Origin of the sequence: Corynebacterium sp. FDAARGOS 1242, from assembly GCF_016889985.1 — a bacterium.
GTDB classification, from domain to species: Bacteria; Actinomycetota; Actinomycetes; order Mycobacteriales; family Mycobacteriaceae; genus Corynebacterium; species Corynebacterium minutissimum_B.
Genome location: NZ_CP069568.1, coordinates 2,574,658 through 2,598,646, shown reverse-complemented (window position 1 = coordinate 2,598,646; position 23,989 = coordinate 2,574,658). Strand labels below are relative to the sequence as shown.

The following is a 23,989-nucleotide window of genomic DNA, read 5'->3' as shown; positions in this document are numbered from 1 at the left end:
GCACTGCTGCGCTGGGTTCCCACGCGGCTGAAAGCTAAGCCGAGAGGGGTGCATCCTCCGAGATGGGTTCGATGCCCAGACGGTTGAGCATGTAAAGCACGCGGGCGCCGAGGTCGTCAGCCAGCTCGCAGGTCTCCTCTACGGTTTCTGCCGTAGCGATATCCCAAATCTTGATGTCCTTGCCGACTTCGTCGCCTATGATTGCGGCGCCAAAAGGAAATCGACCTCGATGGTCACGAACTCGTGGCCGCAATTGTCAGAGGCTCAAGAGAGTGTCGAATCGGAGGGAGATTGAGAAAGTAGAGAACAATACTGACTAATTTTTTGCTAACTGACAACTATTAACTCTGTACAATAAGAAGGATACTCCTCATAGCAACACATGATCAGAGTGTCTTTCTTCCTATTTCAGTCAGCTCAAAGAGTCGACTTTAGCGAACCTCTTCCCAACTGCTCCCCAAGTGAGATAAACGCCGGTACAAACAAGAAATGCTGCAAAAAGAACGCCAGCAAGGGAAAACGAAACCTTCAGAGAAATCCCCGCCATCACATGCCCCAATGAGGAACCAAGGATAGCCAGATGCAATGTAGAACTCAGCACAGCGAAAACTACCGACAAGGCCATTGACAAAGTCAAGTAACAAAAAGGCAAGCCGATGAACCGTGCGACATTGATCATCGGAGTTGCAACACCAATTCGCGCGAGCCGCTCAGTGGTGACTTTAATCTGGTCCACCCCCGCGAAAAAAGAAAAAACAGATAGCAATCCAACGAATAGCAAGGGAAGACCAAAGATGATAAGAAAATCCCAGTCTTGAATGCCCTGGCCAAACTGCTCTAATGCCAGCACCTCTGTCTGGGAAACCGACAACACAATAGCGGGAATGCCAAGCACGTAGCACAACGGGAGAACTATTGCCTTTGTCGCTGAATGAAGCTCGGCCGAAAGAGCACCAACTATTGAAACACCCGCAGCAATCTTCGAAAAAGACGCCAATAACCTTTCAAGAGAGACAACTACAAAAGCACTGTTCGACTCGAGAGCCAAAACAGAAAAAGCACCATCGGGGCAAACCTCACCCGCGGCCGCCCGGGCCCTGTCCATGGCCAAGCCCGGTCTGGTGCCCCCGGCGCCAACGACTTCCGGTGCCGCCCCGGGACGGTGAATTGCCCGTCATCCTCATTCCCGGGACCGGGTCGTCGAACAGCTCATCGGTACCGGTGCCTCGAACCACGGGCCCCGGGCGCACAGCGCAGCCGATCGCTTTGACGTCCACCCCGAGATGCGCCACGGATACTCCCGAAACGCCGGCAAAACGAACGCGCTTGCCTGGGAACAGCAGATCTCCGGTTCCATGCTGCTGAATGAGCTGACCATCGGCGACATCACTCGACCGGGCGTGCGGTACACCTTCCTGGGCACGCGGCACGACAATGCCGTGCTCCCCCACTAAAACTCCTTCGTGCGGGAACCCGGCGTCACCAACATCACCGTCCAAGACGTGTGCCCCGCCCACCGCACCGAGCACTACGGCTTCAATTACGACCCTGTCGCCCAGGGCATCGTCGAGGACCCGCTGACCGGGACGGCGTGGCGGGACCACTGCACCGGTACCGGACCGGAGCGATAGTCCTCGACGGACGAGGATCAGGCGCCCGGGGAGCCTCCCGTCCGGCACGTCCACGACTCGGCGTAGCGGCCGCCCTTCGCCAGCAATTCATCGTGCGTGCCCCGTTCTGCGACCGTCCCGTCCTCCGAAAGCACGACGATGAGGTCGGCATCGCGGACGGTGTGCAGGCGATGGGCGACGACGATCACGGTGCGATCGCCGCGCAACGCTTCCATCGTGCCGACAATCGCCCGCTCAGTGGCCGCATCCAGCGAGGACGTCGGCTCGTCGAAAAGCACCACCGGGGAATCCTTCAGAAGCGCCCGGGCGATGGCGACGCGCTGCCGCTCGCCTCCCGACAGCAGCGTCCCCTCCTCTCCCACCGGGTTATCCCACCCGGAAGGCAGCAGCTCCACGATGCGGTCCACCCCGGATCGCCGGGCGGCCTCGCGCAAGCGGTCTCCGTCGCCGGGCCCGGAACCGAATCCGGGGTCGGCGAAGACCACGTTGTCCCGCACGGACGCGTCGAAGAGGAACGTCTCCTGGAACACCGGGGTCACCAGCGAGTTCACGCCGTCGGTGCCGATCCGAGGCAAGGGCACCCCGCCAATGAGGATCTCCCCCGAGTCCGGATCATGAAACCGCGACAGCAGCCGCATGACCGTCGTCTTGCCCGCCCCCGAAGGTCCCACTATGGCGACCAGCGCTCCCTGAGGCGCACGGAAGCTGACGCCGTCGAGGACCTTCTTCTCCCCGTACCCGAAGCTCACGCCGCGGAACTCCACGTCATGCCCGTCGGGCAGCTCCGGTGCGGCAGGCTCGGGAAGGGCGGGGATCGCCCGCAGGTCACGCAGCGCAGCCAACGTGTTGCGGCCCGCGCCGAAACCGCCGGACAACGCTCCCGCCGTGGTGATCGGTCCGGTGAACTGGACGACCACAATGAGCATCGGCGCCAAATGCGCCGGTGACATCCCGCCCGTCGCGGCGACCGCCACGGCGACGACCACCGCCGCCGTGAACACCGCATGGACGACCGAGCCCAACCGTCCGATGGCCGCGCCTTGCGTCGACGTCGCCTTCGCGAACGCATCGTGTTGGGCCTGGATCGCCTCATCCACCATCGCGTCCGCCGCCGAACCGTCGCCCGCGGCGCGAATCACCTGCTGGCCGCGGGTGAACTCGATCAGCCTGCCGGAGACGGCAGCGACGGCGTCAGCATGCGCTTCGTCCGACTCCCCGCCAACCCGGCCAATGGCCCGGTAGGCGAAGAAGAGCACCGGCGCCGACGCGACGAGAACCAACCCGACGCGCCAATCCACCGCCAGAATTCCGAGAGCGATGACGGTCGGCGCAACCACAGCAGCGATGACGGGCCTCAGGATCACGTGCGGCACGGACGCCGCGAACGCCATGCCCGAAGACGCCATCTCCGAAAAGCGGCCGGCCGTGGACTTGGTGACGTACCCGAGTGGCAACGTCAGCACGCGTTCGCCCAGGGAACGCAGCAGGGACGACAGCACCGCTGCGGAATTCGCCCTGCCGACCGTCCCCGCGGCGAGGGACAGCACCGCATGGGCGGCCGCGAGGCCGGCGATGACGCCGGTGAAACGCCACGCCGTCGCATCATCTCCCACGGCCAGAGCCGACAGCAGCGGCAGCAGCGCGACGAACGCCGCACCCTGTGCCAGCGCGGCAAGCGCGGCCAACGCAATGAGCCACGCCAGCGTCATCTTCGAGCGCCGATCCGTCATCGACCACAAGTCCCGGATCATCGGTTCCCTACCTTTTCATCGTCTGCTTCAGTGCCCCGCGGGGCGGATGGTTCGTCGTCGAGCGCGAACGCGCGCCACAGATCCCGGTAGCGGCCACCGCGCGCAAGCAACTCGTCGTGGGTGCCCGCCTCCGCGACCGCTCCCCCATCGAGAACGAGGATGCGGTCGGCGTTGCGGATCGTGCTCAATCTGTGCGCAATCACGATCACCGTCCGCGAACGAGCCAAACGCTCGATTGCGGACTGAATGAGGGCCTCGGAAGCCGGATCCGCGTAAGCGGTTGCCTCGTCGAAGATGAGCACCGGCGCGTCCGTGACAATCGACCTCGCGATGGCCACGCGCTGCGCCTCACCACCGGAAAAGGTCACGTCGACGTTGACCACCGAATCCAGGCCCTTCGGTAGCGCCGCGATGACCGTATCGAGGTTCGCGAGCTTCGCGGCCGCCATGATTTCGCCGTCGGTGGCGTCTCTCCTGGCCAGCCGGATGTTCTCCCGCAAGGGCAGCGTGAGCAACTGCGGATCCTGGAACACCACCGACACCGAACGGTGCACGTCGCGCACGGCGATGTCGCGAAGATCGTCGCCGCCCAGCAGCACCGAGCCTTCGACAGGGTCGTGGAAACGTGCCAACAGCCGGGCGACGGTGGACTTTCCGGAACCGGAGGACCCCACCAGCGCCGTGAGGGTCCCCGGTTCGAACGTCGCGGACATCCCGTCGAGGACCCGCGGCCCATCCCCGTAGGAGAAGACCAGGTTCCGAACCTCGAGCGCGCCCCCGCGCGCGGGCACCGGATCGGCGGGCTCGGCGATCGGCGGCGTGCTCAGCACCTTCGCAATGGACTTCAGAGCGGCGAGCCCCGCGATGATGGGTTCGGAGTTCATAGCCACCCGCACGATCGCCGCGGAGAGTCCAAGGCCGAGAACCAGCCCGGCGACGAGACCCTCCGGTTTGCCGCCCGCGGTGTCCCTCAAAGCGAGGCCGGCGGCGCACACCACTGCGAGGACCGTGATCGGGGACGTCACCACGTCGATGAGCCCGAGATAGATGTTCGACTGCCGGGACCAGGCGGACCACGCGCGGACGAACGACGACGCCGCGGCATCGTAGCGGCCCGCGCCCTGGTTGGCGCGTCCGAAGGACTTCATCACAGGGATGCCGCGCACCAACTCGATGACCGCAGCCGTCACTTTTTCAGAGGCTCGCTCGTAGTCGCGCTGAAGATCGGCTCCGCGCGAAATCATCATGCCCATCAGGGCGAAGGTGACCAGCACTGGGACGACCGCCACCGCCGCGATCCGCCAATCGACCGCGACGAGCGCGATGAGGGAAAGCAGGGGAACCAGCACCGCCACCACGGTCTCGCCGACGGTGTGGCCCATGAGCTGGTGGACGGCCGCGACGTCCTTCTCAACCGACCCGATGATCCCCGACGAGCGCCGGGCGTCCAGCCAGCCCAGCGGCAGCTTCCGGATATGGGCAACCAACCGGCGCCGGAGGTGGAGCTGCAGGTCGTTATCCGCCCGGTGCGAGAGCATGCCGGCGGCGCCGTCCGCAGCCATTCGCACCGTCGCGGCGACGACGATGACAGCCACGGCCAACCACGTCCGATGCACCGGGGCCTCCGGGTACGTCATCGCGATGTCGATGATGCCGACCAGCGAAGCGACGGTAGCCACCGACGACAGGACGGACAACGCGACCACCGCACGCATCCGGGTCCGGATCGGGGCGAGCAGCGACCACGGGCCGACGGTCCCGTCCACGGCGCTCACTTCCCCGCCTCCCCGATCGCGCTTTTCTTCGCGAGAGTGCAGAAATACACCATGCCGGCGCGTGAGGCTCCGTCCAGCTTCAGCCCGTTGGCTTCGGCGAGGTCCTCGAGCTCGCTGCCCCGGAACACCCGGTGGCCCATCTTCGCCATGACGGCCATGTCGACCCGCTCGTTCACGTCGGGATCCTCGACGAACGTCTGCACGTAAGCGATGCCGCCGTCGGCGAGCAGCCCGGAGACCCTGCCGAGCGCGGCTCCCGCATCCTTCATTTGGTGGAGCGCACCACACACCCAGATTTCACAGGCCCCGCCGGGCTCTCCCGCGAGCGGCGTGAGGATGTCGGCAACGTGGAATTCCGTCCGGGCCCCGAGCCCGTCGGCGGCGGCGCGTTCGCGGGCGATGCGGATCGCATTGGGCGACAGGTCGTAGCCGACGATGTTCGCCCTGCGATAGCGAGACTCAGCGGCGAGCGTGCGGGCGAGCCACCCGGTTCCACAACCGAGGTCGAGGACCCGGGCCGGCGCATCCGGCCCGGGATCCAGCGCACGGAGCTTCCGGTACACGGCGGCGGCGTCCATCGGTTCGCGCGCATAGCGGCTTAGGAACCTCGGCTGGACCTTGTCCTCGTAGGCCGCGAGGAGCCTGCGGTTGTTCTGGACGATCTGGGCGATCGACTTCATCTGGTTCTGTCTCCGGGTGTGTGGGCCGCGTCCACGCGGCGGTTTCGGGTTAGATGCTCGGATTCGCGGGCCGTCATGCAGACTCCCCCGGCCTCGTTTTCACGGCGATGCCCCACGCCGCGAGCACGGCGATACCAAAGAACCAGGCCGCGCAGACCACCAGACCCGCAGCCCCGGTGCCGTTGACGGCCTCGCCGGCCGCGGATACGGGGGTGTGCCCGGCGATTCCGCGCAGGAGGGGACGGAAGTGGTCGGCGGGCATGAGCACCGTGTTGACGAACATCGCAACGATGATCAACGGGATAAGGGCCACGGATCCCTGGGGGCTAGTGATGGAGAACGCGATGTACGTGCCGGTGCATGCGGCCGCCGCGGCAACCATCGCGCTGGTCACCGTGATCCTCCACCACCAGGACACCTCCGGGGGGCCGTCGGAAAGCAAGGCGGCCACCGCCGCGACGACGACCGTCATCGCCATGATCCGGATGAACTCGGCGATGATCCGTGCGGTCGGCACGGCCGCGTACGGTGCCGGCATTGTGATCAACCGCTCGTGGAGGCCATTGCTGCGTTCAACGAACACGGTGGACGATCCCGTGATGGCCAAGATGAACGCCCACGCCGTCACGACAAGGATGACCGCGTCCCGGAGTTCGAACTCTCCGGTGAGCTGCCTGACCAGGCTACCGAACATGCGGTTGACGATGAACAGGTACACGAGCGGAGCAATGAACGTCATGAACCAGAAGTCAGGGCGCCGCAGCCAAGTGTGGACGATGCGCCGCAGATGCACGAAAATAGCGTCGATCATGATTCGCTCCTCAAGGTGAACCGGCGGATGAACAGGATGATTCCGACGACCGCCGCGACACCGAGCCACAGGGCTGCCTCTTCCCCGGCGTGATCCGGGAAGGCGCCCGGGGACGCCGCCCTGATCACCTCGATCACCGGCGAAAAAGGCATGTGGCGCACGATGTCGCGCAGGGAGCCGTCCAAAGCGGTCGCCGGAATGAACGCGGTGGAGAACATGAGCAGCAGCATTTCCAGCGCCTGGATCGATGAGGCCGTCGACACCGGGGCGGGCACCATCAGGATCACCCCGTCCGTGACCAGGGACAGGACCGCGGCGGCGAGCAGTGACCACAGGACTGTCCACGCGACGTCACCGAGAGCCATGTCGAGGCCACAGGCCCACGCGACGATCAGCAGCGCCGCGATCGACGCGGACATCCGCAGCACATCGGTGGCGAGCCTGCCGGCGACATAGCCGCCCGTGGCCCCGGGCAACACGCGCACACGGTCGACGAGCCCGGATTCGACGTCCTGTCCCACCGCCATCGCCGACGCCGCGGCGGTGAACATCGCCGCCTGGAACAGGCAGCCGCCGAGCACGAAACGCAGGTACCCGAAGCCGGATTGCCCTGCCGAGTACCCAAACACCGCGTACAGGCACAGCAGGAAGAGGGGAGGAACGACGAACATGGAGATCAGCGACGCGGTGTTGCGTCGCAACAGCAGCAGATCCCGACGGAGGAACGCCGCGACCGACGTCGCACTCATCGCGCCGCACCCCCCGCGTTCATCGATATGAACACCTCGTTGAGGGTGGGCGGCGACACGCTCAGCGAATCCGGCAACGCTTCCGAGGCCTCCATCGCCCGCGCCACCGCCTCGAGGACCTGCGGTCCGGGGTCGACGTCGAGGGACACCAACTTCCCCGCGACGCGGGCGCGGTCCAGACACGCTCCCCTTAGGCAGCGGGCGAATGCCTCCGCCCCGGCGGCGGTGGCGAAGGACACGCGGAGCACGTGCGACCCGAAGTTGCGACGCAATTCCTCCGGCGTTCCGCTGGCGACGATGCGGCGGTCCTTGAGCAGATGGACGTGGTCTGCCAGCGCCTCCGCCTCTTCCAGGTACTGGGTGGTCAGCACCAGGGTCATTCCGTCGTCCCGCAGTTGCCGGATGAAGCCCCACAACTCTTCGCGGCTGACCGGGTCCAGCCCCGTCGTGGGTTCGTCGAGGAACAGCAACCTGGGCACGACGCACAGCGACGCGGCGATGTCGAGGCGGCGCCGCATGCCACCCGAATAGGCCGACGCCAGCGTCGAGGCGCTGTCCGCGAGCGAGAATTGCGCGAGCAGTTCCGTCGCGCGGGCGGCCGCGTCGGCGCGGTCGAGTCCGCGCAGACGCCCGAAGAACTCCAGGTTCTCCCGGCCGGTGAGGTTCTCGTCGATCGCCGCGAATTGGCCGGTGATGGCAATGTCGGCGCGCACGCCCGCCGGATCCTCTTTCACATCGCGCGAGAAGATGCTCACCTCGCCGGAGTCTGCGGTGATGAGCGTCGACAGGATTCGGATGAGGGTGGTCTTGCCTGCGCCGTTGTGGCCGAGGAACGACACGATCGACCCGGCGGGCACGGTGAAACTCACGCCGTCGAGCACATGCTTGCGCATCCGGGCGCCGCGCTTTCCCTTGCGCCCGCCGTCCGGCGGAGCACCTGCCCCGCCTTCGGGCACGGTGCCGGCTGTGCCCGCAATCGGGTAGCTCTTCGTGAGGTCGCGGACGACGATCGCCGCACCCCGTTCAGCTTGATCCGTCATCGTTTCTCCTTTTCTTTGGTGTCGCAGTGGGCCGCTGCCGGCAGTGGCCCCGTGGTCGGGTTGTCATGCGGCGTTTCGATATGGATGCCCGCATCGCGGGCGAAGGCGAGGACCGGTTCGAGGAGCCGGGGGTGGCCGACGAGATCCCGGCACCCCGGCGCGACCGGCTTCCCCGCGACCGACGCAACGGTGGCGGCGGCAATGGCCGCGGTCATTTTGTAGGAACCCGGGCCAGTCGCCCGGACGACGGTTGTCTCGGCCGCCGACCCCGCATCGCCCGCGCCGGCGGAGGACAGTGCGACGACCAGCTCGGCGGGTTGCGGAGTGCCCTTCGCCCGCGCCTTCCGCGACGTCACGGCCGCCCCGAGACGGGCGAGCAGACCGGAGACGACGGGCATCGCGTACAGTCTCGACGTGCGGATCTTCTCCACCGACTCATCGGGGAGAGCATCGAAGGCGACGTGGTAGGAATATCCGAGGATCGAGGGGCACACCTCGCGTACGACGTCGATGTCCGGGCATTCGTAGCCGATTCCGCTTTGCGACGACACCAGGTTGCGCCGCACTTCGACGATGGCGCCGCCGAGCATCGCGCGGTATCCGCCGCGAATGGTCCGGAACATCGACTCGACCGACGCTGCCCCGGATTCCTGGTCGGCGCCAATTCGCAGATCGACCCGCACATCGCGGACCTCTTCGGCCCCCGCAGCGCAGGCCCCGAGCATCAACAGGGCCGTCGACAAGCCCGGGCACAGGCCGAACCCGGTGAGCACGGGAACCCCCTCCCGCCGAGCATCCCCGTCGAGGGCCATGATTGCGCGGCGGGCGTCGATCGAATCGTTGACGTCGATGTACCCGGTGCCTGAGTCGATGCAAGCACGGGCGAGTGAGTCTGCATGCACCTCGAACGGGCCGGTGCAGTTGACCACCCAATCGTGTTTGCGGAAGACCCTGCAGATCTCGTTGTGGCCGGCGGCGATCCTCAGCGGGAAGTGCCGCCCCGGGCCATCGTCCGGTTTCTGCCGGGAAGTGTAGGCCAGCTCAATCCCGTCGACGACGCCGAGCATCCCCCGGACGAGCCGTCCGGTGACGCCGGTACCTCCGGCCACCAGCACTTTCACGGGTTCGCCCCCGTCGCGGTCCCGTGCTTCCCCGCCGTTTCGTCGGTCAGTCACTTTCCATCTCCTTTCCCCGGTCCCGCGACCGGTCGATTCCATCGGACGACGGGTCCACTGCCCTGTCATCCGTTTCCGGCGCCCGGCGCCGGCGTTCGATGTACTCCCCGATGAGAGCCCCAGTCAGCGCGGCATCCTCTCCGAGGACGAACGAATAGTGGTTTCCCGCGACGCCGGCAACGCAGAGGTCATCGACGAGGTGGTCCCGCCACTGGTCGTGGTTGTGGGCCTCGCCGTCATCGGGGAGAACGAACAACGCCTCCCTCACCCGCCCCTCGGGCCGGTACCGGGTGCGGGCATCGATGAGCGAGCGCAGCGAGTTAAACTCCGTAGCCGTCACCCGGTCGCCGGAAAGCCCAAGGTCCTCCAGGAGCGTCGGTGCGACCGCCGCGGCCAGGGCACGCAGGCGGACCCCCCGCTCCCCGTCGGTCTCGTCGACTCCGCCGAACTCCGCCCAGAGGCGGGAAACCGGCGTTCCGTGCGGAAGATCGGCGATCGAGGGCACCACCCGGGACAGCAGCCTCTGTTCGGATTCCGCGTCGAAATCCCCCACGTCGACCGCGATCCCCGGAGCCAGGCTGTCGAGAAATACCAGCGCGGGATCGAGATCGGCCAAACGGAGCACCATCTCGGCCGCGATGGTGCCGCCGAGGCTCCATCCGACGATCGCCGGGGCGGCACCGTCGACGAGCACCTCGCGGACCCGGCCCGAGTAGTGGGCCGCGATGTCGTCGATGCCGGTGGTGCGGGGGAATGGTCTCTCGAACTCCGCGAAGCCGACACCCCACACCTGCCCGCCACCGGGGATCGCGAGTGCCAGGTCTCGGTAGATGTCGACGGTGCCGAATCCGCCGTGGACGAGGAAGATCGGGCGCGCCTCATCGCCGCTGCGCAATAGGACCAGCGAACGGTCCGCGGCCGATGCGCCGGGGTCATCCGCGTCCCGCCGGTCGGTCGGCGTGGCCGTCGACTGGCCGACGAGCTCGGCCACGCCACGTGGCGTCGGCTTGGCCAGCGCTTCCGCGAGCGGCACCGACGCCCCGGTGATGTCCTGAATCCGCTGCATCAGCTTCACGAATCGCAGGGAGTCGTAGCCGAGGAGGAACAGGTCGTCGTCCGCGCCGGCTTCGGCGCCGCCGAGGTCGGCCCGGACCATCCCGGTGATGACCGTCAGGTATCCGCGAGCTCGGCCCAACAGGTCCCCGGATGCGATCCTCGAGATCGCGCCCGACCTGTCGCGCTCCGCCGATGACGCGCCCGCGACGCCGTCGTCGATCGCCCCACCGCCGGAAGAAGTGCCCCCGACCGCCAGGCGCAGGTGCCGAACCTGGCCGACGCTCAGCGGCGCCGCTTCGGGGCAGCCCCCGGCGAAGCCCGACACCGACCTGATGTAGTGGTCGAAGATGTCCTCCACCAGTTCCGGTTTCAGAATCTGCTCGACGAAATCCCAGGCGACGTTGATACGCCCGTCGACCTCCATCACCTGGTTGTCCAACAGCACCTGCGGGGTCTGGGAGATGGCGTAATCGACGTCTCCCAGGACGTGGGCATCCCTGCCCGAGCCATCGCCTGCCGCGGAACCCTCGCCGAACAGCAACGAGGTGTACACGAACGGCGCTACGGCCTGTCCGACGGGCAGACCCCGGTGGCGCGCGATGGCACCGAGCAACGACACCCCGGAGTACCCGGCCGCCATGTGCCCGAGCAGCCGGTCGCGCAGTTCCGCCGTCCACCAACGGAGATCATGGTCGGCGGCCGCTTTCACCGGCATCAGAATCACGCCGGTGAAATCACCGAAGACGCCGGCGACGTCGGCGATTTCGGGATCACGATTGTACGTGGTGATGTTGATGCCGACCGAATCCCCCCTCGACCACAGCGACAGGCTCGTCGCATAGCAGGCGAGAAGCAGTGCGGACACGCTGCCGTCGGCGGCGCTGGCCCGTTCCCGCAACAGTGCGGTTTCCGCAGCGGTGAATGTGTACGTCAGGCGACGCATCCGCGGCACATCCACGTCCGCGGCCGCACCGCTTGATGGAAGGGTGTTGCCGGGCGGGAATTCCTCGACCACCGTCCGAGTCAACGTCTCTTCGCCCCGCCCGACCGCCGAAGCTTCCCGGCGCTTCATCTCCAAGACGTACGTGCGGTAGTCGCCAGTGACGGGGGGAAGCTCCATTCCCCGGTACAGCTTGTCCAGGTCGTCGATGAAAATCCGCTGGCTCGCCCCGTCTCCGATGATCATGTCCACGCTGAAGAACAGGCGGTGCCGCCCGTCCGGGAGCGCGAACGCCGACAGATGGAACAAGGGCCAGCTGCCCAGATCGAATACCTGGTGGCTCAGCTCATCGCGCTTGCGCCGCACCGCCTCGACCACGGTCGCCTCATCGGCGGCCCGGTAGTCGGCGACGTCAATGCGGTAGCGCGGAACCTCCGGCAGGATCCGCTGCATGGCTTGTGCGGTGAACACGACGCGCAACATCGGATGCCTGCGGATTAGATTGTCGAGGGCTTCCTCCAGGCGGTCGATGTCGATACCTGGTTCTGTGACGGATTCGATGTAGTAGTGCTCGGTGACGCCGCCCAGCTCGAACCCGGAGTTCCGGCCAACGTAGTAGGCCTTCTGCATGTCGGTCAGGGGGAACGGCGCGTGGGGGTCGTCCCCGAATTGTTCCACCGGATCCTTCCCGTGGGCCCTCGCGGAACATTCTCGGGCGCCTCCTGCGGCTGAACCGGCACCGACGGCGCAATCGGGGGAAGACATTGCCTCGGCGACGTCTTCAGACTCGGCCCTGGACTCCCGCATGGCTTCCGAGACAAGGCCGGCGATGTGCGCGATGGTCGGGTCGGCGATGACGTCGCGGAAACGGAGGCGGACTCCCGTCTTCTGCCGGATCGCGCGCATCATAACCTGGAATTGCAAGGAATCGCCGCCGCGGCGGAAGAAAGACTCTCCCGCGCCGCACGCCGGATCGGCGGCACCCGTCGACGGGGCTTCCCCGAGGATCTCGTCGAAGACTCCGGACACCAACTCGATCGCCCCGGGGTCGGCGACGGAACCAGGCGCGCCCACGGCTCCGGCCCCCACCCCGGCGGCCTCGCTATCGGCCGTTGCCCCGCCGCCCGCGGCGCCGACGTGCCTACGAATTTCCTCCTGATCCAGTTTCCCGTTGACGGTAACGGGCAGGTGCGCCACCGGCAGCAGGACCGTCGGTACCATGTACGCTGGCAAGCAGCGGGCAAGCTCGGCCCGGACGGCATCCCGCGAGCCGGTCATGTCGTCCGCCGGAACGTAGAGGCACGCCAGGAGTCCCCGATCGCCCGATTCGACGACCGCCGCCATCGACGCGGTCACCAGGCCGGACCGCTCGAGGACCGATTCGATTTCTCCAAGTTCGACGCGGAAGCCCGCGATTTTCACCTGACGATCGCGGCGGCCGAGAAATTCCACAAAACCCTCCGCATTGAACATGCCCACGTCTCCGGTCCGGTAGCAGCGCCCGATACCTGGGACATGCCCGAAGGCGGCAGCGGTCCGCTCCGGATCGGCCGCGTACCCCTGCGCGACGCCGAGACCGCTGATGTGGATTTCCCCCGGCACGCCAACGGGGCAATGCACCCCGTCGGGCGCGAGCACGTGGATGCCCTGGTTCGCCAGCGGGTACCCGTAGGGAATGCGGTTTTCCAGGCTGTCGCGTTGCAGCGGGCAGTGGATGGACCAAATGCTTCCTTCGGTCGCACCGCCGAGGCTATTGATCGACGCGTTCGGGAACATGGCCATGGCGCGTGCCGGAAGCCCCGCTGCGATGCGATCGCCGCTGAGCAATACGGTGCGCACATCCGGGAACACGTCGTCGTCCGCCGCCCGGACCAGGGCGAGCTCCAACAGGGCGGGCGCGGAGTTCCACAGCGTGACCCGCTCTTCCCGCAAGACGTCGAGGATTTCATCGGCGTCGCGTTCGTCTCCGACCATCGTCACCGTCGCGCCTGCCGCGAACGCACCGAACACGTCGTAGACCGACAGGTCGAATCCCAGCGACGACAATCCGATGATGCGATCGGCGGAGGTGACTCCATACCGCCGGTTCACGTCGAGGATGGTGTTGACGCAGTTGCGATGACTGATCCGCACACCCTTTGGACGGCCCGTGGTCCCCGAGGTGAAGATGACGTAGGCAAGGTCGTCAGGGGCAGTGCCGGGCGAAGAGTGCGCACCCGCGCTGCCCGCGCGGTCGCAGACTTCCGCGGCTGCGGGCTTGCCGACGCCCCCCACTCCGCTTTGGTCCAGTTCATCGATCACGCCGGTGTCCAGAATCGGGCCCGCCGCACCTGAGGCTTCCACGACGTACTCTTGTCGCTGGGTCGGCATGCCCGCGTCGACAGGCACGAATGCGGCTCCCGCACGCAATACGCCGACCATGTTGACGATGTCGTCGGGATGCTTGGTGTAGCGCACGATCACCGCATCCCCCGCCCCGACGCCGGAATCCGAGAGTTGGCGGGCGATGCGTCCGGCCCGGGCCCAGACCTCGGCGTAGGTGTACGAGATGCCCCGGGCAGCGAGGCGCACGGCCGGTGCGTCCGGAGTCGCCGCGCATGCGGCTTCGACAAGCGAAACCAGGGTGTCATCGTGGATCGGTCCCGCAGCGTCGTTGTAGCGGGCGACGGCCCCCTCCGTCTCCGCATGACGGATGGGCAGAGCCTCTCCACCCTCCGCCACCACGTCCAGGGCCTCCGCAACGGCCCCGAACATCGCATCTACCGCAGGGAAGTAATCGTCGACCACGTCCCACGACAACGCCATCCCGCCCGATGCCGGCATCACCTGAATGTCGAGGCACACCTGCGCGGTTTGCGTGTAGACGCGTTCGATGACCGGGCTGCGCCCGCTTCCCCGCTCGCCGCCGAGGTAGCTGGTGAACACCACCGGAGCAGTGGCCTGGGACTGATTGGCCGCGTCCCGAAGGAATCGCTGTAGCACCTCCACACCGGAAACGCCACGGTGGGACAGCCCTTCGCGGATGTCCAGGTCGATCACCTCCGCCAACCCGTCGATGGTCGCGGCTCTCCCGGCGTCGACGCCGACGAGCATCGATGAAGTGAAATCTCCCATCACCCTCGTGCCCGCAGCGAGGCCGCTGCGTTCGCTGACAGTCACATTGACCGTCAACGCGGATTCGGGCAGCCACCTGCAGACGACGGCGGCGTTGACGGCCATCACCAGCGACGACAGGGTAACTCCAATGCGGCGGGCACGTTCGCCGAGCTTGGCGGTGACCTCCGCGTCAAGCACCGTGCCCAAGCGCCGGGTCGACCAATCGTCGCCACCCTCCACGGCCGCCGGGAACTCCGGGCGCCGCGGCAGATCTGCGGCCTTCTTCTCCCAATAGGCGAGGTCCTCGGGCCGTTTCCCGTCGCGCCGGCGCGCGGAGATTGCCGCCACGGCATCCCCATATCTGGAAGCCGGAGCCGGCGACTCCCCGGCCAGCAGGGATTCGAGCTCGTCGAAGAACAGGTACACCGAACCCGCATCCATGACGATCATGTTGAAGTAGATGAACATCCTGCACCCGCCCGCATCTGCGAGCAGCCTCGCGGCGACCATGGGACCGTCCTCGTTCGACGATCGCGCCGCGGTTCTCATGTCCCGACGGATCTCCCCCACCGCCGCGTCGACATCGTCGCCGGACCCGACTACCTCGACGGTGGCGAGGCACGCGCCGGTCGGGCTCAAGACCCCGGCATCGACGTCGAGCCGATGGAACAGCACGTCGTGACGCCCGAAGACCGCCTGCACGGCCTCCTCCACCTGCGGCAACGGATGGTCGTGCCGGGATTCCGCGTAGATGTACGTCGCTTGGCCGCCAAGCTCGATGTCCTCGTCCGCGCCGAGCAGATAGGCGGTCTGGATCGGATTGAGCGGGACCGCATCCGCGGGATCGGCCCCATTTTTGCCGGCCCCGCCGTCATCCGACTCATCCGTCGCCGCAGCGGGGTCGGCAGCGGCGCCTGCGGCAGATCCGGCATCAGCGCCACCCCGGGCCGCGTCGATGGTGGCCGCCAAATCAGCGACCGTGGCCCCGGGGTCCATCGCCGCGTAATCGATGCTGACCCCGTACTCATCCTCCAGCGCCAGCAGCATCTGGAGGAAAGTCAGGGAGTTCGGGATGTGGTCGCGGAGTTTCACGTCCGCCGAATCCAGGTGCACGCCGATGGCGTCGGCGATGGACTCCGACAGCCGTTCGGGGGCGACTCGGGCCCCGGTGCGGGTTCCTCCCACGGCGGTAGATGCGACGGCCGGCGCGATCGTTTCATTGGTCATGGTCATCGCCTCAGAGCAGAGCCTCGAGCTTGCGGCGGAGCTTCTTGCCGTTAGACGCGACGGGCAGCTCGTCGACCCACAGAACCCGGGAAGCGGGCACCCCGGCGACGCGCATCAGCTCGGTCATCGCGGAACGGGCCACCGCCTGTTCATCGATCGGAGTTTCATCCGCGTCCGATTGCCCGACACCGGTCGCACCGTCGGCCGCACGATCGGTCGGGGTCTGCCTGGCCAGGAACACGGCGATCTCCTCTTCGCCCGTGGCTGGGTTGCTCCGGCCGAGAACGGCGACATCACGGTCAAGCACATTCTCCAGCACGGCTTCCAAATCGGCCGAATAGTAGTTCCGGCCGTTGACGAAGATGATGTCCTTCTTCCGGCCGAGGACGAACAACTCGCCGTCGCGGAGAATGCCCATGTCCCCCGTGGCGAACGCCCCGTCATCGGTAAGCTCGTGCTCCACGATCCCCTCTGCCGTGATCGCGGCGCGGGTCATCGGAGCGCCGGCGATGTGGATTTCACCGACGGTGCCGTCGCCGAGGACCCCGCCCCCGTCATCGCGGATGGTCAACGAGATCCCCGGGACGGCCTGGCCCAAGGCGACGAACTCAGCTCCAGACTCGCTCTTGATGTCCTCGAAACGCTGCCCCGTGGCGATGCCCGTCCGGTCAAGCCGCACCGTGGACAGACCCGAGTAGATGTCCCGGGTCGTGACCAGCAGGCAAGCTTCGGACATTCCGTAGGCAGAGGTCAGGGCATCCTCCCGGAGGCCCATGGCGGACATCGCCGCGAGGAACTTCCGGGCCAATGGAGCGTCGATGGGTTCAGAACCGCTCATCAGCTTCTGGACGTTGGAGAAGTCGTAACCGTGGTCGTGCCCGAGGGGCCGGCGCTCGAGATGGCGCAGGAAATGCTTGAACGCGAAGTTCGGGCACACGGTCACCGTCGGCCGGTGCCTGGTCACGGCCTCGAACCAACTCCGGGGATCGGCGATCACCTCGGAAACCGGCAGCAACACCTGGTCGTACCCACGGAAAAGGGCGTAGACGTGGAAGCCGATCAGCGAAAGGTTGTGGGTCAAAGGCAGCCACGTGAGCATCTTGTTCTCGTACCGGTGCGCGTGGCGTGGGATCGTCGCGCGCAGACCGTTCAGCACGGACTCGTTGGTTACGATGACGCCCTTCGGCGATCCCGTGGAGCCGGACGAAAACTGGATAAGGGCTTCGCCGCCCGTCCCACCCCGCACCGGGAACGCGGGGACCGCGCCGGCGCCCTCCCCGGAATCCACATCCCCCGGCTGAGAGAAGTCCGATTCAGCATCACCCGACATCGCCGTCCCCGGCTCCGCGGCGGCGTCATTGACTATGGACACGTCGAGCAGCCGGTCCTCGTCCACGACCACGGCACCCTTTGCGCCGGTGAGCAGCGTGTGACTGCGTTCATCGACCAAGATCGGGGCCCCGGGCATCATGTCCAAGAGCGTCCGCACCCTGTCGACGTCAGCCGGGCCCGACACCGGCGGCGCAAGCGCCGGAACCGCGCCGACGTAGACGCAGCCCCAGAACGCCCGGATGAGCCCGCGGTTCTCCGAAACCTGGAAGATTACGCGGTCGCCGGGGCCGATGCCGGCTTCGGCCAACCGAGTCGCAGCCGCCACCGCCTCCGTATGGACCCGGCCGTACGGGACGAAGACGTCCCGCCGATTCTCGACGAAGGTGATCCCCTTCTTCGTCTCATCGGCCTTGTCCCGAAGCGCGTCGCTGATGGTCCGGATCGTGTTCACTGGTACCTCTTTCGGTTGTCGGCGCCATGCCGGTGCCGGGCGGACCGGGCCCGCATGGCGCGACCCGGAGAATGTGTCTGAAGGGTTGAAGCAACTGGGTGGGGCGCGTCTCCGTACAGGCTCGGAAACGCTCGCGGGCTCGGGGCCCGCCGGTTCCGGGTGCCCGTCAAGTCACTGCGGACACCAGGGCGGCAACGAAGGCCGCGGCGGACGCTGCGGCCGCGAAACCGTCACGCACTCGCCAGGGGTGATCGGTGCGGAAGGTACGCCGCGGATGGCGGCCGAAGTTGCGCATCGCCAGGGTCAGGGACAGCTTTTCGGCGCCGCGCACGGCGCTGACGAACAGGGGAAAGGCGATGCGCGCGGGCGTCGTCGCGCGAATGAAGCCGGAGCGGAAAGACTGCCCTGGTTGCATCGAGCGCAATCTAATCGCCCATGTCAGCTGGGGGATTTCGCTGCGCAGGAACGCCGCGATGCTCACCCCGGAAATCGCTATGGTGCACCATGTGTAGGGCACCCGGAGGCGTTGCACCATGGCGTCGAAAAGCTCCTCGACGCGCATACACGCGGAGACCAGGACCGTCCCCGCAAACACGGCCGTCAGCAGCAGTCCGTGATGGATGCCGTGGCGGACAGCCTCCGTCGGATCCCCACTGCCGTAGAACTCGGAGCGCCACCCGAGCAGGCCGAAGAACACCCCGATCAACAGGACGAGGAGGACCTTCCCCGCCGTCGCCCGAACGTCGCGTTCCGCGATCGCAGCGAGTGCGAGGAACGCGACCACCGTCAGCGCGACAACGGCGTCTCCACCGGAGAGCAGCCCGGCGGCGACGACGAGCATCACCGCCCCGACAATCGTGATGGCGTTCAACCCTGCGCGCCTTCGAGAGGCGGATTCACTGGTCCAGGGGCTTTCATTCCCGGACGTCCCTGCGCCGGCCGCGGGCAGTGCGCGATCCCGCCGGGACGACTCCGGGGCAGCCGGCACGTCGGCCGCGGGACCAGACCAGGCGACCTTCCCTTCGGCGACGATGCTCGCCCGATCCGCCCACGTTCGCGCGGCACGGCGGTCGTGGCACGTGAACACAACGGTTCCGCCGGCCCCGGCGTATTCCGCCAGCGTATCCAGTACGATGCGCGAGCTCGGCGAATCCAGGTGCGCCAACGGCTCGTCGAGAAGCAGCAAACGGCGATTGGCCGCCACCGCCAGGAAGATGCCCAACCGTCTTTTCTGTCCGCCCGACAGGACGAACGGCGAGACAGGGTCAAGTGCCCGGGGGCACAAGGCTTCCCGCAGTTTCCTCAGCTCATCGGCGCCGAGTGGTCCGTGCGGGTCCGTGCCGGCCAGCGCGGAGGCGATTTCCGCGGCGACGGTCGCACGGGTGAACTGGTGCTCGGGGTTCTGGAACGCCCACGACGCGAAGGCGTCGGGGGCGCGCCGGGCGGACTCGCCGTCGATCCGTATGTCCGCTCCCGCCTTCATCTGGCCCGACAGCACCGCCAGCAAGGTGGACTTACCGGCTCCGTTGGCGCCGACTAGAGCATGGATCTCGCCCCGTTCCAGTGTCAGATCAGCCCCGTTCAGGATCCGCTCCCCGCCCCGGGCCACGTTGGCTCCGGTCAAGGCCAGCAGCGGAACGGCATCCGCCTCCGATTCCGGATCGGCGCCATTCCCGGCTCCCCGGGACCTTCGCCGCCAGTCCGGACTGAGACGGTCCGGTGCCCCCGTGCCCGGCGTACTGGCGTCCGGCGCTCCGGCGGTCGCGGCCGACGTCGCAATGCCCTTCACCGCGATGTCATCCGGCGCTCCGTGGGCGGCGACGCTCCCGTCCGCATCGAGGATCGTCACCGTGTCGACCCACCCGTCGAACGGGCGGAGGTCGTGCTCGATGAGCAGGATGACGCGCCCCGGGGCCCGCAAATCACGGATAGCGGCGAACAGCGACCGGCGACCATCCTCGTCGACGTGGGCCGCGGGCTCGTCGAAGATCATGACCTCCGGCGCACTGGCCACCGCGCCGGCGATGGCCATCCGCTGGCGTTGCCCGCCCGACAAAGCCCACGGATCCTTCTCCGCGAGCTCTGACAGCCCGAGCTCTGATAGGGCCGCGGCTGATCGCTTGGCGACGATGTCGGCTTCCACGAGGGAAAACTCGAGGGCCATGGATACGTCATCGACGACTCGAAGCGTGAGCACCTGCGTCGCCGGGTCTTGCCCGACGAAGGTGACCCGGTCCCCGTCCACGGGGCATTCGGTGCCGTCGACATCAACGATATGCACGGATCCGGCATGGTCGATGGGGATGTGCGAGGGGATCAGTCCAGCGATGAGGTGGGCCAGGCTCGTCTTTCCGCATCCCACGGGTCCCGTGATGACATTGATCGTACCGAAGTCGAAGGAGAGATCCACCATGTCGGGTGCCCATCGCCCATCGGCGTGCCGCACGCCAGCGCCACTGACCCGTAACCGGGCCGGGGCCGTCCCACGTGTCGCACCGGCGCACGCAGGTGCTCCGCCGGTCACCGGGTGACCTCGCGGCTGCGAAGCCCCTTTGCGACGGCAAAGCCCAGGACCAAAAACACCAGGCTCGATGCCAAGGCTACGGCGAAGCTGATCAGGGTCATGGGCGTGGTCGGCGAGTCGACGCCAACTGCGCGCGGGGCCATCGTTCCCATCATCGCGGAGAACAACATCGCCGACGCCACGAACTGGGTACGCGTCCACCGCCGGTACAGGGTGACCATGAATGGAAGCTCGATGAGCAATCCTTCCATGATCAGCGCCCCGATCGCGGCGACGCCGAACGGGGTGGTCGCCGCGGACACGACGCCCATGGCAAGGCACGCGATGAGGCTCGCGCCAGGCTTGCGGACGACGATGAGGGGAACGACGCACTGCAGGAACCACAACCCGAGCGTCGCCGCGACGAGATAAACGTGGGCGATGCCGGCGAACACCTGCAGGTAGGTCAGGGGCACGACGACGAGAGACCCCGCGACGCCGATCGCGGCGGCGACGAGCATATCGCGGGTGGATGGTCGGCCACCCGCTGCGACCGGTGCGACGTGTACCAACCGCCCGTCGTCCGTCTGCGACGCCACCGCGTCGCCGTCGCCCGTCCCGTCCGGGCCCGCGTCCCCGACTCCCCCTCCGGAGAGGGGTTCTCTGGTCGATCCACGTTTTCTGTTCATCGTCGCCGCCTCGCTTCCGTTGCCGATTCCCGATCGGGAACCTAACTTGAAACAGTATTAGGTTAGGCAATCCTTAGCAACTTATGCCAGACTCGAATTATTGACTTTGCCCCCGCTCCCCCCATTACGTTGTTAGCAGTTCCACCTCAGGGCACCGAAGATTCATAACCTGTCCGCCCGATTGGGCTGGTTATGTTTATTTCCGTTCCCTCCGTCTGAAAGGACAGTGGAACTAGTCGCTGGCTTCGGTATGGCTTATTCCCGCCCCTGTCTGAAAATGATCCGGGGGTGATGCCGCCGAAGACAGTGACATACTCAAACTGCTAATAGGAACCTGACCCAGCCCAGGTGGTATGAGGTCTCACAGTAATGTGGATGCCAGCGCAAGCTTGTCCGACAACCCCAGCGATGAAGCTTAAATAGTCCAACTTCTAATTCATCGCTAGGAGGCATACACCCATGGCCTATGACTTCGTCATTGGCGTAGACGTCGGCAAATACTTCCACCACGCCTGCGTCCTCGATCCCCAAGGCAGGCAAGTCCTGTCCAAACGCATCAATCAGCATGAAGGCTCGCTACGCAAGCTCTTCGGCCAATTCCTCGCCGACAACGCCTCGGTCCTTGTTATTCCCAACAACATCGGCCGGTTGACCGTCGCAGTGGCCCAAGACATGGGGGCAGATGTTCGCTATCTACCAGGGCTTGCGATGCGACAGCTCTCTCGCATCCACGTCGGCAACTCCAAGACCGATGTACGCGACGCCTACGTCATCGCCCATGCCGGTCTTAACCTTCCAGATTCCCTGCGCAGTGTCGACCGCGTTGAGGAAGTCTTTATCCAGCTGATTTAGGCCGTGACAGCGGCATCCTCCGAGATAGGCTCGATACCCAGGCGGTTGAGCATGTAGAGCACTCGGGCGCCGAGGTCATCGGCCAACTCGCGGGTCTCTTCCACCGTTTCAGCGGTAGCAATATCCCAAATCTTGATGTCCTTGCCTGCCTCATCGCGTGGGAGGTCGCGGCCAAGGTACACAATGTAATCCGGGATGGTCAGCAGACGCAGGTCCTCGAGGTAGCGGTCCGGATGCTCAGCCATACCGCGCTCCTGGAGCACGTGGGCCATGTGGGAATCGGACTCGTTCTCCGGGTGTGCCACGGCAGCGTCCACCAGCAGGGCATCGCCGGCGTACTTCTTCGTCAACGCCACTGCTGCCTGGGCCAGCGCATGGTCGGCGCCGGCAGCAAAACGCACGTGGATACGGTGGCCACCAAAGTGCTCACGCACCTCGCGCTCCACCATGACGGGCACAAAGTCCTCGAGAGTAGCGCCTTCCTCGTGGCGCTTAATGGCAGCATCCAAGACAGAGTTGATCTCGTCGGTGCTGCATTCGTGACCGTAGTCGGCCTGAAGATCCTGGCGCAGAGTATCGAAACGACGGGAATTCGGGGAGGTCATTTTAAACTCACTTTCTGTTCGCCTATTGTTAACCTGGAGTTTACTTTAGCGAGTTGTTGTCCCGACCTCAAGTTTTACTTTCACACCGCTCATGATTGGCGCCGGCGATGGTCTTCGGGGCCCACAAAGGCCAAAGGCCTGCCGGGTGTTCCGGCAGGCCTTCTTTGCTTGCTGCTTTTTCTTATCGGGAATGCGGGTCGCGCGACTACGTAGCTTGAGATGTTCCTCAAGCCGCTCCGGGGACATCTTCCACATGCTGCGGTCCGCAGCCCCGGGCGCGCGCTTCCTCTTCTTGCGCTGGGCCATGCCGTCACCTCCTTCCATCGAGGTGTTTCAGCATAGCGCGCCGTGCCGCACTATAGGGAGCGGCCGGGGGGCAGCACTGCGGCCTAGTGGCCGCGCTCCTGCTCTAGGGCCTTGCCCTCGTTCCAGAACGGAGCCAGCTTGTTGTCGAACATGCTCAGCGCGGAGGCGATGGCCATGTGCATATCCAGGTACTGGTAAGTGCCCAGGCGGCCACCGAAGAGGACGTAGTTCTCGCGGGCCTCAGCAGCAGCGAGCTTGCGGTAGGCTTCCAGCTTGGCGCGGTCCTCCGGAGTGTTAATCGGGTAGTACGGCTCATCGCCCTTCTCGGCAAAGCGCGAGTACTCTTTCATAATGACCGTCTTATCGGCAGGATATTTATCCTGCCGCTCCGGGTGGAAGTGGCGGAACTCGTGGATACGGGTGTAATCCACATCCGCATCGTTGTAGTTCATCACCGGGGTGCCCTGGAAGTCACCGGTTTCCAGCACCTCCAGGTCGAAGTCCAGCGTGCGCCAGCCCAGCTCGCCCTCGGCGAAATCGAAGTAGCGATCCAGTGGGCCGGTGTAGACCACCGGCGCGCTTGGCGACGCCCCCCGCACCTCCTCGCGCACGTCGAACCAGTCGGTGTTGAGGCGGACGTCGATAAGCTCGTGCTCCGCCATCTTCTCCAGCCAGGCCGCGTATCCGTCGACAGGCAGGCCCTCGTAGGTGTCGTTGAAGTATCGGTTATTGAAGGTATAGCGCACCGGCAGGCGAGTGATGTTGCCAGCCGGCAGCTCCTTCGGGTCGGTCTGCCACTGCTTGGCGGTGTAGTCGCGGATGAAAGCCTCATAGAGCGGGCGGCCAATCAGCGCGATGGCCTTCTCTTCCAGGTTCTGCGCCTCATCTACGGCAAACTCACCGGCCTGCTCCTTAATAAGCTCGCGCGCCTCATCCGGGGAGTAGTAGCGACCAAAGAACTGGTTAATCAGGCCCAGGCCCATGGGGAACTGGTAGGCCGTGCCATCGTGCATGGCGAAGACGCGGTGCTGGTAGTCGGTGAAATCCGTGAACTGGTTGCAGTACTCCCACACGCGCTTATTCGACGTGTGGAAGAGGTGCGCGCCATACTTGTGGACCTCGATGCCGGTCTCCGGCTCGGCCTCCGAGTAGGCGTTGCCACCCAGGTGCTCGCGGCGCTCCACGATGAGCACCTTCTTGCCCAGCTGGGAGGCTGCGCGCTCGGCCACGGTTAAGCCAAAGAATCCAGATCCAACAACGATGAGGTCATATGCAGTCATGGGCTCCAGCTTAAAACAGCGCTACCCCTGGTGCCGCGGA

16 protein-coding genes and 2 pseudogenes are annotated in these 23,989 nt (G+C 66.0%); 1 reads left to right on the top strand and 17 read right to left on the bottom strand.

Going from position 1 to position 23,989, the window contains the following annotated elements; translation table 11 throughout:
• Positions 1-34: 34 nt before the first annotated feature.
• The 14 genes and pseudogenes from I6J72_RS12400 to I6J72_RS12335 form a co-directional block, all read right to left on the bottom strand.
• Positions 35-211, bottom strand: a pseudogene (locus I6J72_RS12400) (protein tyrosine phosphatase); the annotation flags it as partial.
• 201 nt (positions 212-412) lie between these two features.
• Entirely contained in the window at positions 413-1,105 is a 693-nt protein-coding gene (locus tag I6J72_RS12395) for a hypothetical protein (RefSeq protein ID WP_204099403.1), read from the bottom strand.
• A complete protein-coding gene (locus tag I6J72_RS12390) occupies positions 1,077-1,679 on the bottom strand; it encodes a hypothetical protein (protein WP_204099402.1) in 603 nt (200 codons plus the stop codon). The genes I6J72_RS12395 and I6J72_RS12390 overlap by 29 nt, the downstream gene beginning before the upstream one ends.
• Positions 1,649-3,382, bottom strand: coding sequence for an ABC transporter ATP-binding protein (locus I6J72_RS12385; RefSeq protein ID WP_204099401.1), 1,734 nt, complete (start codon positions 3,380-3,382; stop codon positions 1,649-1,651). Before I6J72_RS12385 ends, I6J72_RS12390 begins: the two co-directional genes overlap by 31 nt.
• A complete protein-coding gene (locus tag I6J72_RS12380) occupies positions 3,379-5,157 on the bottom strand; it encodes an ABC transporter ATP-binding protein (RefSeq protein WP_204099400.1) in 1,779 nt (592 codons plus the stop codon). Before I6J72_RS12380 ends, I6J72_RS12385 begins: the two co-directional genes overlap by 4 nt.
• Positions 5,154-5,837, bottom strand: a complete 684-nt coding sequence (locus I6J72_RS12375; protein ID WP_034668635.1) for a trans-aconitate 2-methyltransferase — start codon at positions 5,835-5,837, stop codon at positions 5,154-5,156. The genes I6J72_RS12380 and I6J72_RS12375 overlap by 4 nt, the downstream gene beginning before the upstream one ends.
• Before the next feature lie 73 nt (positions 5,838-5,910).
• Positions 5,911-6,648: an ABC transporter permease gene (locus I6J72_RS12370; protein ID WP_204099399.1), complete on the bottom strand. Its 738-nt coding sequence runs from the start codon at positions 6,646-6,648 to the stop codon at positions 5,911-5,913.
• Positions 6,645-7,397: an ABC transporter permease gene (locus tag I6J72_RS12365; RefSeq protein ID WP_144792419.1), complete on the bottom strand. Its 753-nt coding sequence runs from the start codon at positions 7,395-7,397 to the stop codon at positions 6,645-6,647. The genes I6J72_RS12370 and I6J72_RS12365 overlap by 4 nt, the downstream gene beginning before the upstream one ends.
• Positions 7,394-8,437, bottom strand: coding sequence for an ATP-binding cassette domain-containing protein (locus tag I6J72_RS12360; protein ID WP_204099398.1), 1,044 nt, complete (start codon positions 8,435-8,437; stop codon positions 7,394-7,396). Before I6J72_RS12360 ends, I6J72_RS12365 begins: the two co-directional genes overlap by 4 nt.
• The gene (locus I6J72_RS12355; RefSeq protein WP_239107373.1) at positions 8,434-9,612 is read right to left on the bottom strand and encodes a saccharopine dehydrogenase; all 1,179 of its coding nucleotides are present in this window, start codon (positions 9,610-9,612) and stop codon (positions 8,434-8,436) included. Before I6J72_RS12355 ends, I6J72_RS12360 begins: the two co-directional genes overlap by 4 nt.
• Complete coding sequence (locus tag I6J72_RS12350) at positions 9,605-15,931, bottom strand: non-ribosomal peptide synthetase (protein ID WP_204099396.1); 6,327 nt, start codon at positions 15,929-15,931, stop codon at positions 9,605-9,607. The genes I6J72_RS12355 and I6J72_RS12350 overlap by 8 nt, the downstream gene beginning before the upstream one ends.
• Before the next feature lie 10 nt (positions 15,932-15,941).
• Positions 15,942-17,714, bottom strand: coding sequence for an AMP-binding protein (locus I6J72_RS12345; protein WP_204099395.1), 1,773 nt, complete (start codon positions 17,712-17,714; stop codon positions 15,942-15,944).
• Between the two features lie 166 nt (positions 17,715-17,880).
• Positions 17,881-20,127, bottom strand: a complete 2,247-nt coding sequence (locus I6J72_RS12340; protein WP_239107371.1) for an ATP-binding cassette domain-containing protein — start codon at positions 20,125-20,127, stop codon at positions 17,881-17,883.
• A gap of 107 nt (positions 20,128-20,234) precedes the next feature.
• A complete protein-coding gene (locus I6J72_RS12335) occupies positions 20,235-20,738 on the bottom strand; it encodes an ECF transporter S component (RefSeq protein WP_239107369.1) in 504 nt (167 codons plus the stop codon).
• Positions 20,739-21,365: 627 nt separating this feature from the next.
• Between I6J72_RS12335 and I6J72_RS12330 the strand changes: the two are divergent.
• Positions 21,366-21,752 (top strand): annotated as a pseudogene (locus I6J72_RS12330) (IS110 family transposase); the annotation flags it as partial.
• Positions 21,753-21,754: 2 nt separating this feature from the next.
• On the opposite strand, the gene I6J72_RS12325 reads toward I6J72_RS12330, so the two are convergent.
• From I6J72_RS12325 to glf, 3 genes are all read right to left on the bottom strand, one after another.
• Positions 21,755-22,363, bottom strand: a complete 609-nt coding sequence (locus I6J72_RS12325; RefSeq protein ID WP_204099393.1) for a three-helix bundle dimerization domain-containing protein — start codon at positions 22,361-22,363, stop codon at positions 21,755-21,757.
• A 45-nt stretch (positions 22,364-22,408) separates the two neighbouring features.
• Positions 22,409-22,669, bottom strand: a complete 261-nt coding sequence (locus I6J72_RS12320; RefSeq protein ID WP_144792409.1) for a hypothetical protein — start codon at positions 22,667-22,669, stop codon at positions 22,409-22,411.
• 83 nt (positions 22,670-22,752) lie between these two features.
• Positions 22,753-23,949, bottom strand: a complete 1,197-nt coding sequence (glf, locus tag I6J72_RS12315; RefSeq protein WP_204099392.1) for a UDP-galactopyranose mutase — start codon at positions 23,947-23,949, stop codon at positions 22,753-22,755.
• Positions 23,950-23,989 lie beyond the last annotated feature (40 nt).

Coding starts and splice junctions, on each gene's coding strand:
- I6J72_RS12375 (WP_034668635.1), bottom strand. CDS start 5,837: ATGAAGTCGATCGCCCAGATCGTCCAGAACAACCGCAGGCTCCTCGCG.
- I6J72_RS12340 (WP_239107371.1), bottom strand. CDS start 20,127: ATGGTGGATCTCTCCTTCGACTTCGGTACGATCAATGTCATCACGGGA.
- I6J72_RS12365 (WP_144792419.1), bottom strand. CDS start 7,397: ATGAGTGCGACGTCGGTCGCGGCGTTCCTCCGTCGGGATCTGCTGCTG.
- I6J72_RS12395 (WP_204099403.1), bottom strand. CDS start 1,105: ATGGACAGGGCCCGGGCGGCCGCGGGTGAGGTTTGCCCCGATGGTGCT.
- I6J72_RS12370 (WP_204099399.1), bottom strand. CDS start 6,648: ATGATCGACGCTATTTTCGTGCATCTGCGGCGCATCGTCCACACTTGG.
- I6J72_RS12385 (WP_204099401.1), bottom strand. CDS start 3,382: ATGATCCGGGACTTGTGGTCGATGACGGATCGGCGCTCGAAGATGACG.
- I6J72_RS12360 (WP_204099398.1), bottom strand. CDS start 8,437: ATGACGGATCAAGCTGAACGGGGTGCGGCGATCGTCGTCCGCGACCTC.
- glf (WP_204099392.1), bottom strand. CDS start 23,949: ATGACTGCATATGACCTCATCGTTGTTGGATCTGGATTCTTTGGCTTA.
- I6J72_RS12320 (WP_144792409.1), bottom strand. CDS start 22,669: ATGGCCCAGCGCAAGAAGAGGAAGCGCGCGCCCGGGGCTGCGGACCGC.
- I6J72_RS12350 (WP_204099396.1), bottom strand. CDS start 15,931: ATGACCAATGAAACGATCGCGCCGGCCGTCGCATCTACCGCCGTGGGA.
- I6J72_RS12335 (WP_239107369.1), bottom strand. CDS start 20,738: ATGCTCGTCGCCGCCGCGATCGGCGTCGCGGGGTCTCTCGTCGTCGTG.
- I6J72_RS12325 (WP_204099393.1), bottom strand. CDS start 22,363: ATGACCTCCCCGAATTCCCGTCGTTTCGATACTCTGCGCCAGGATCTT.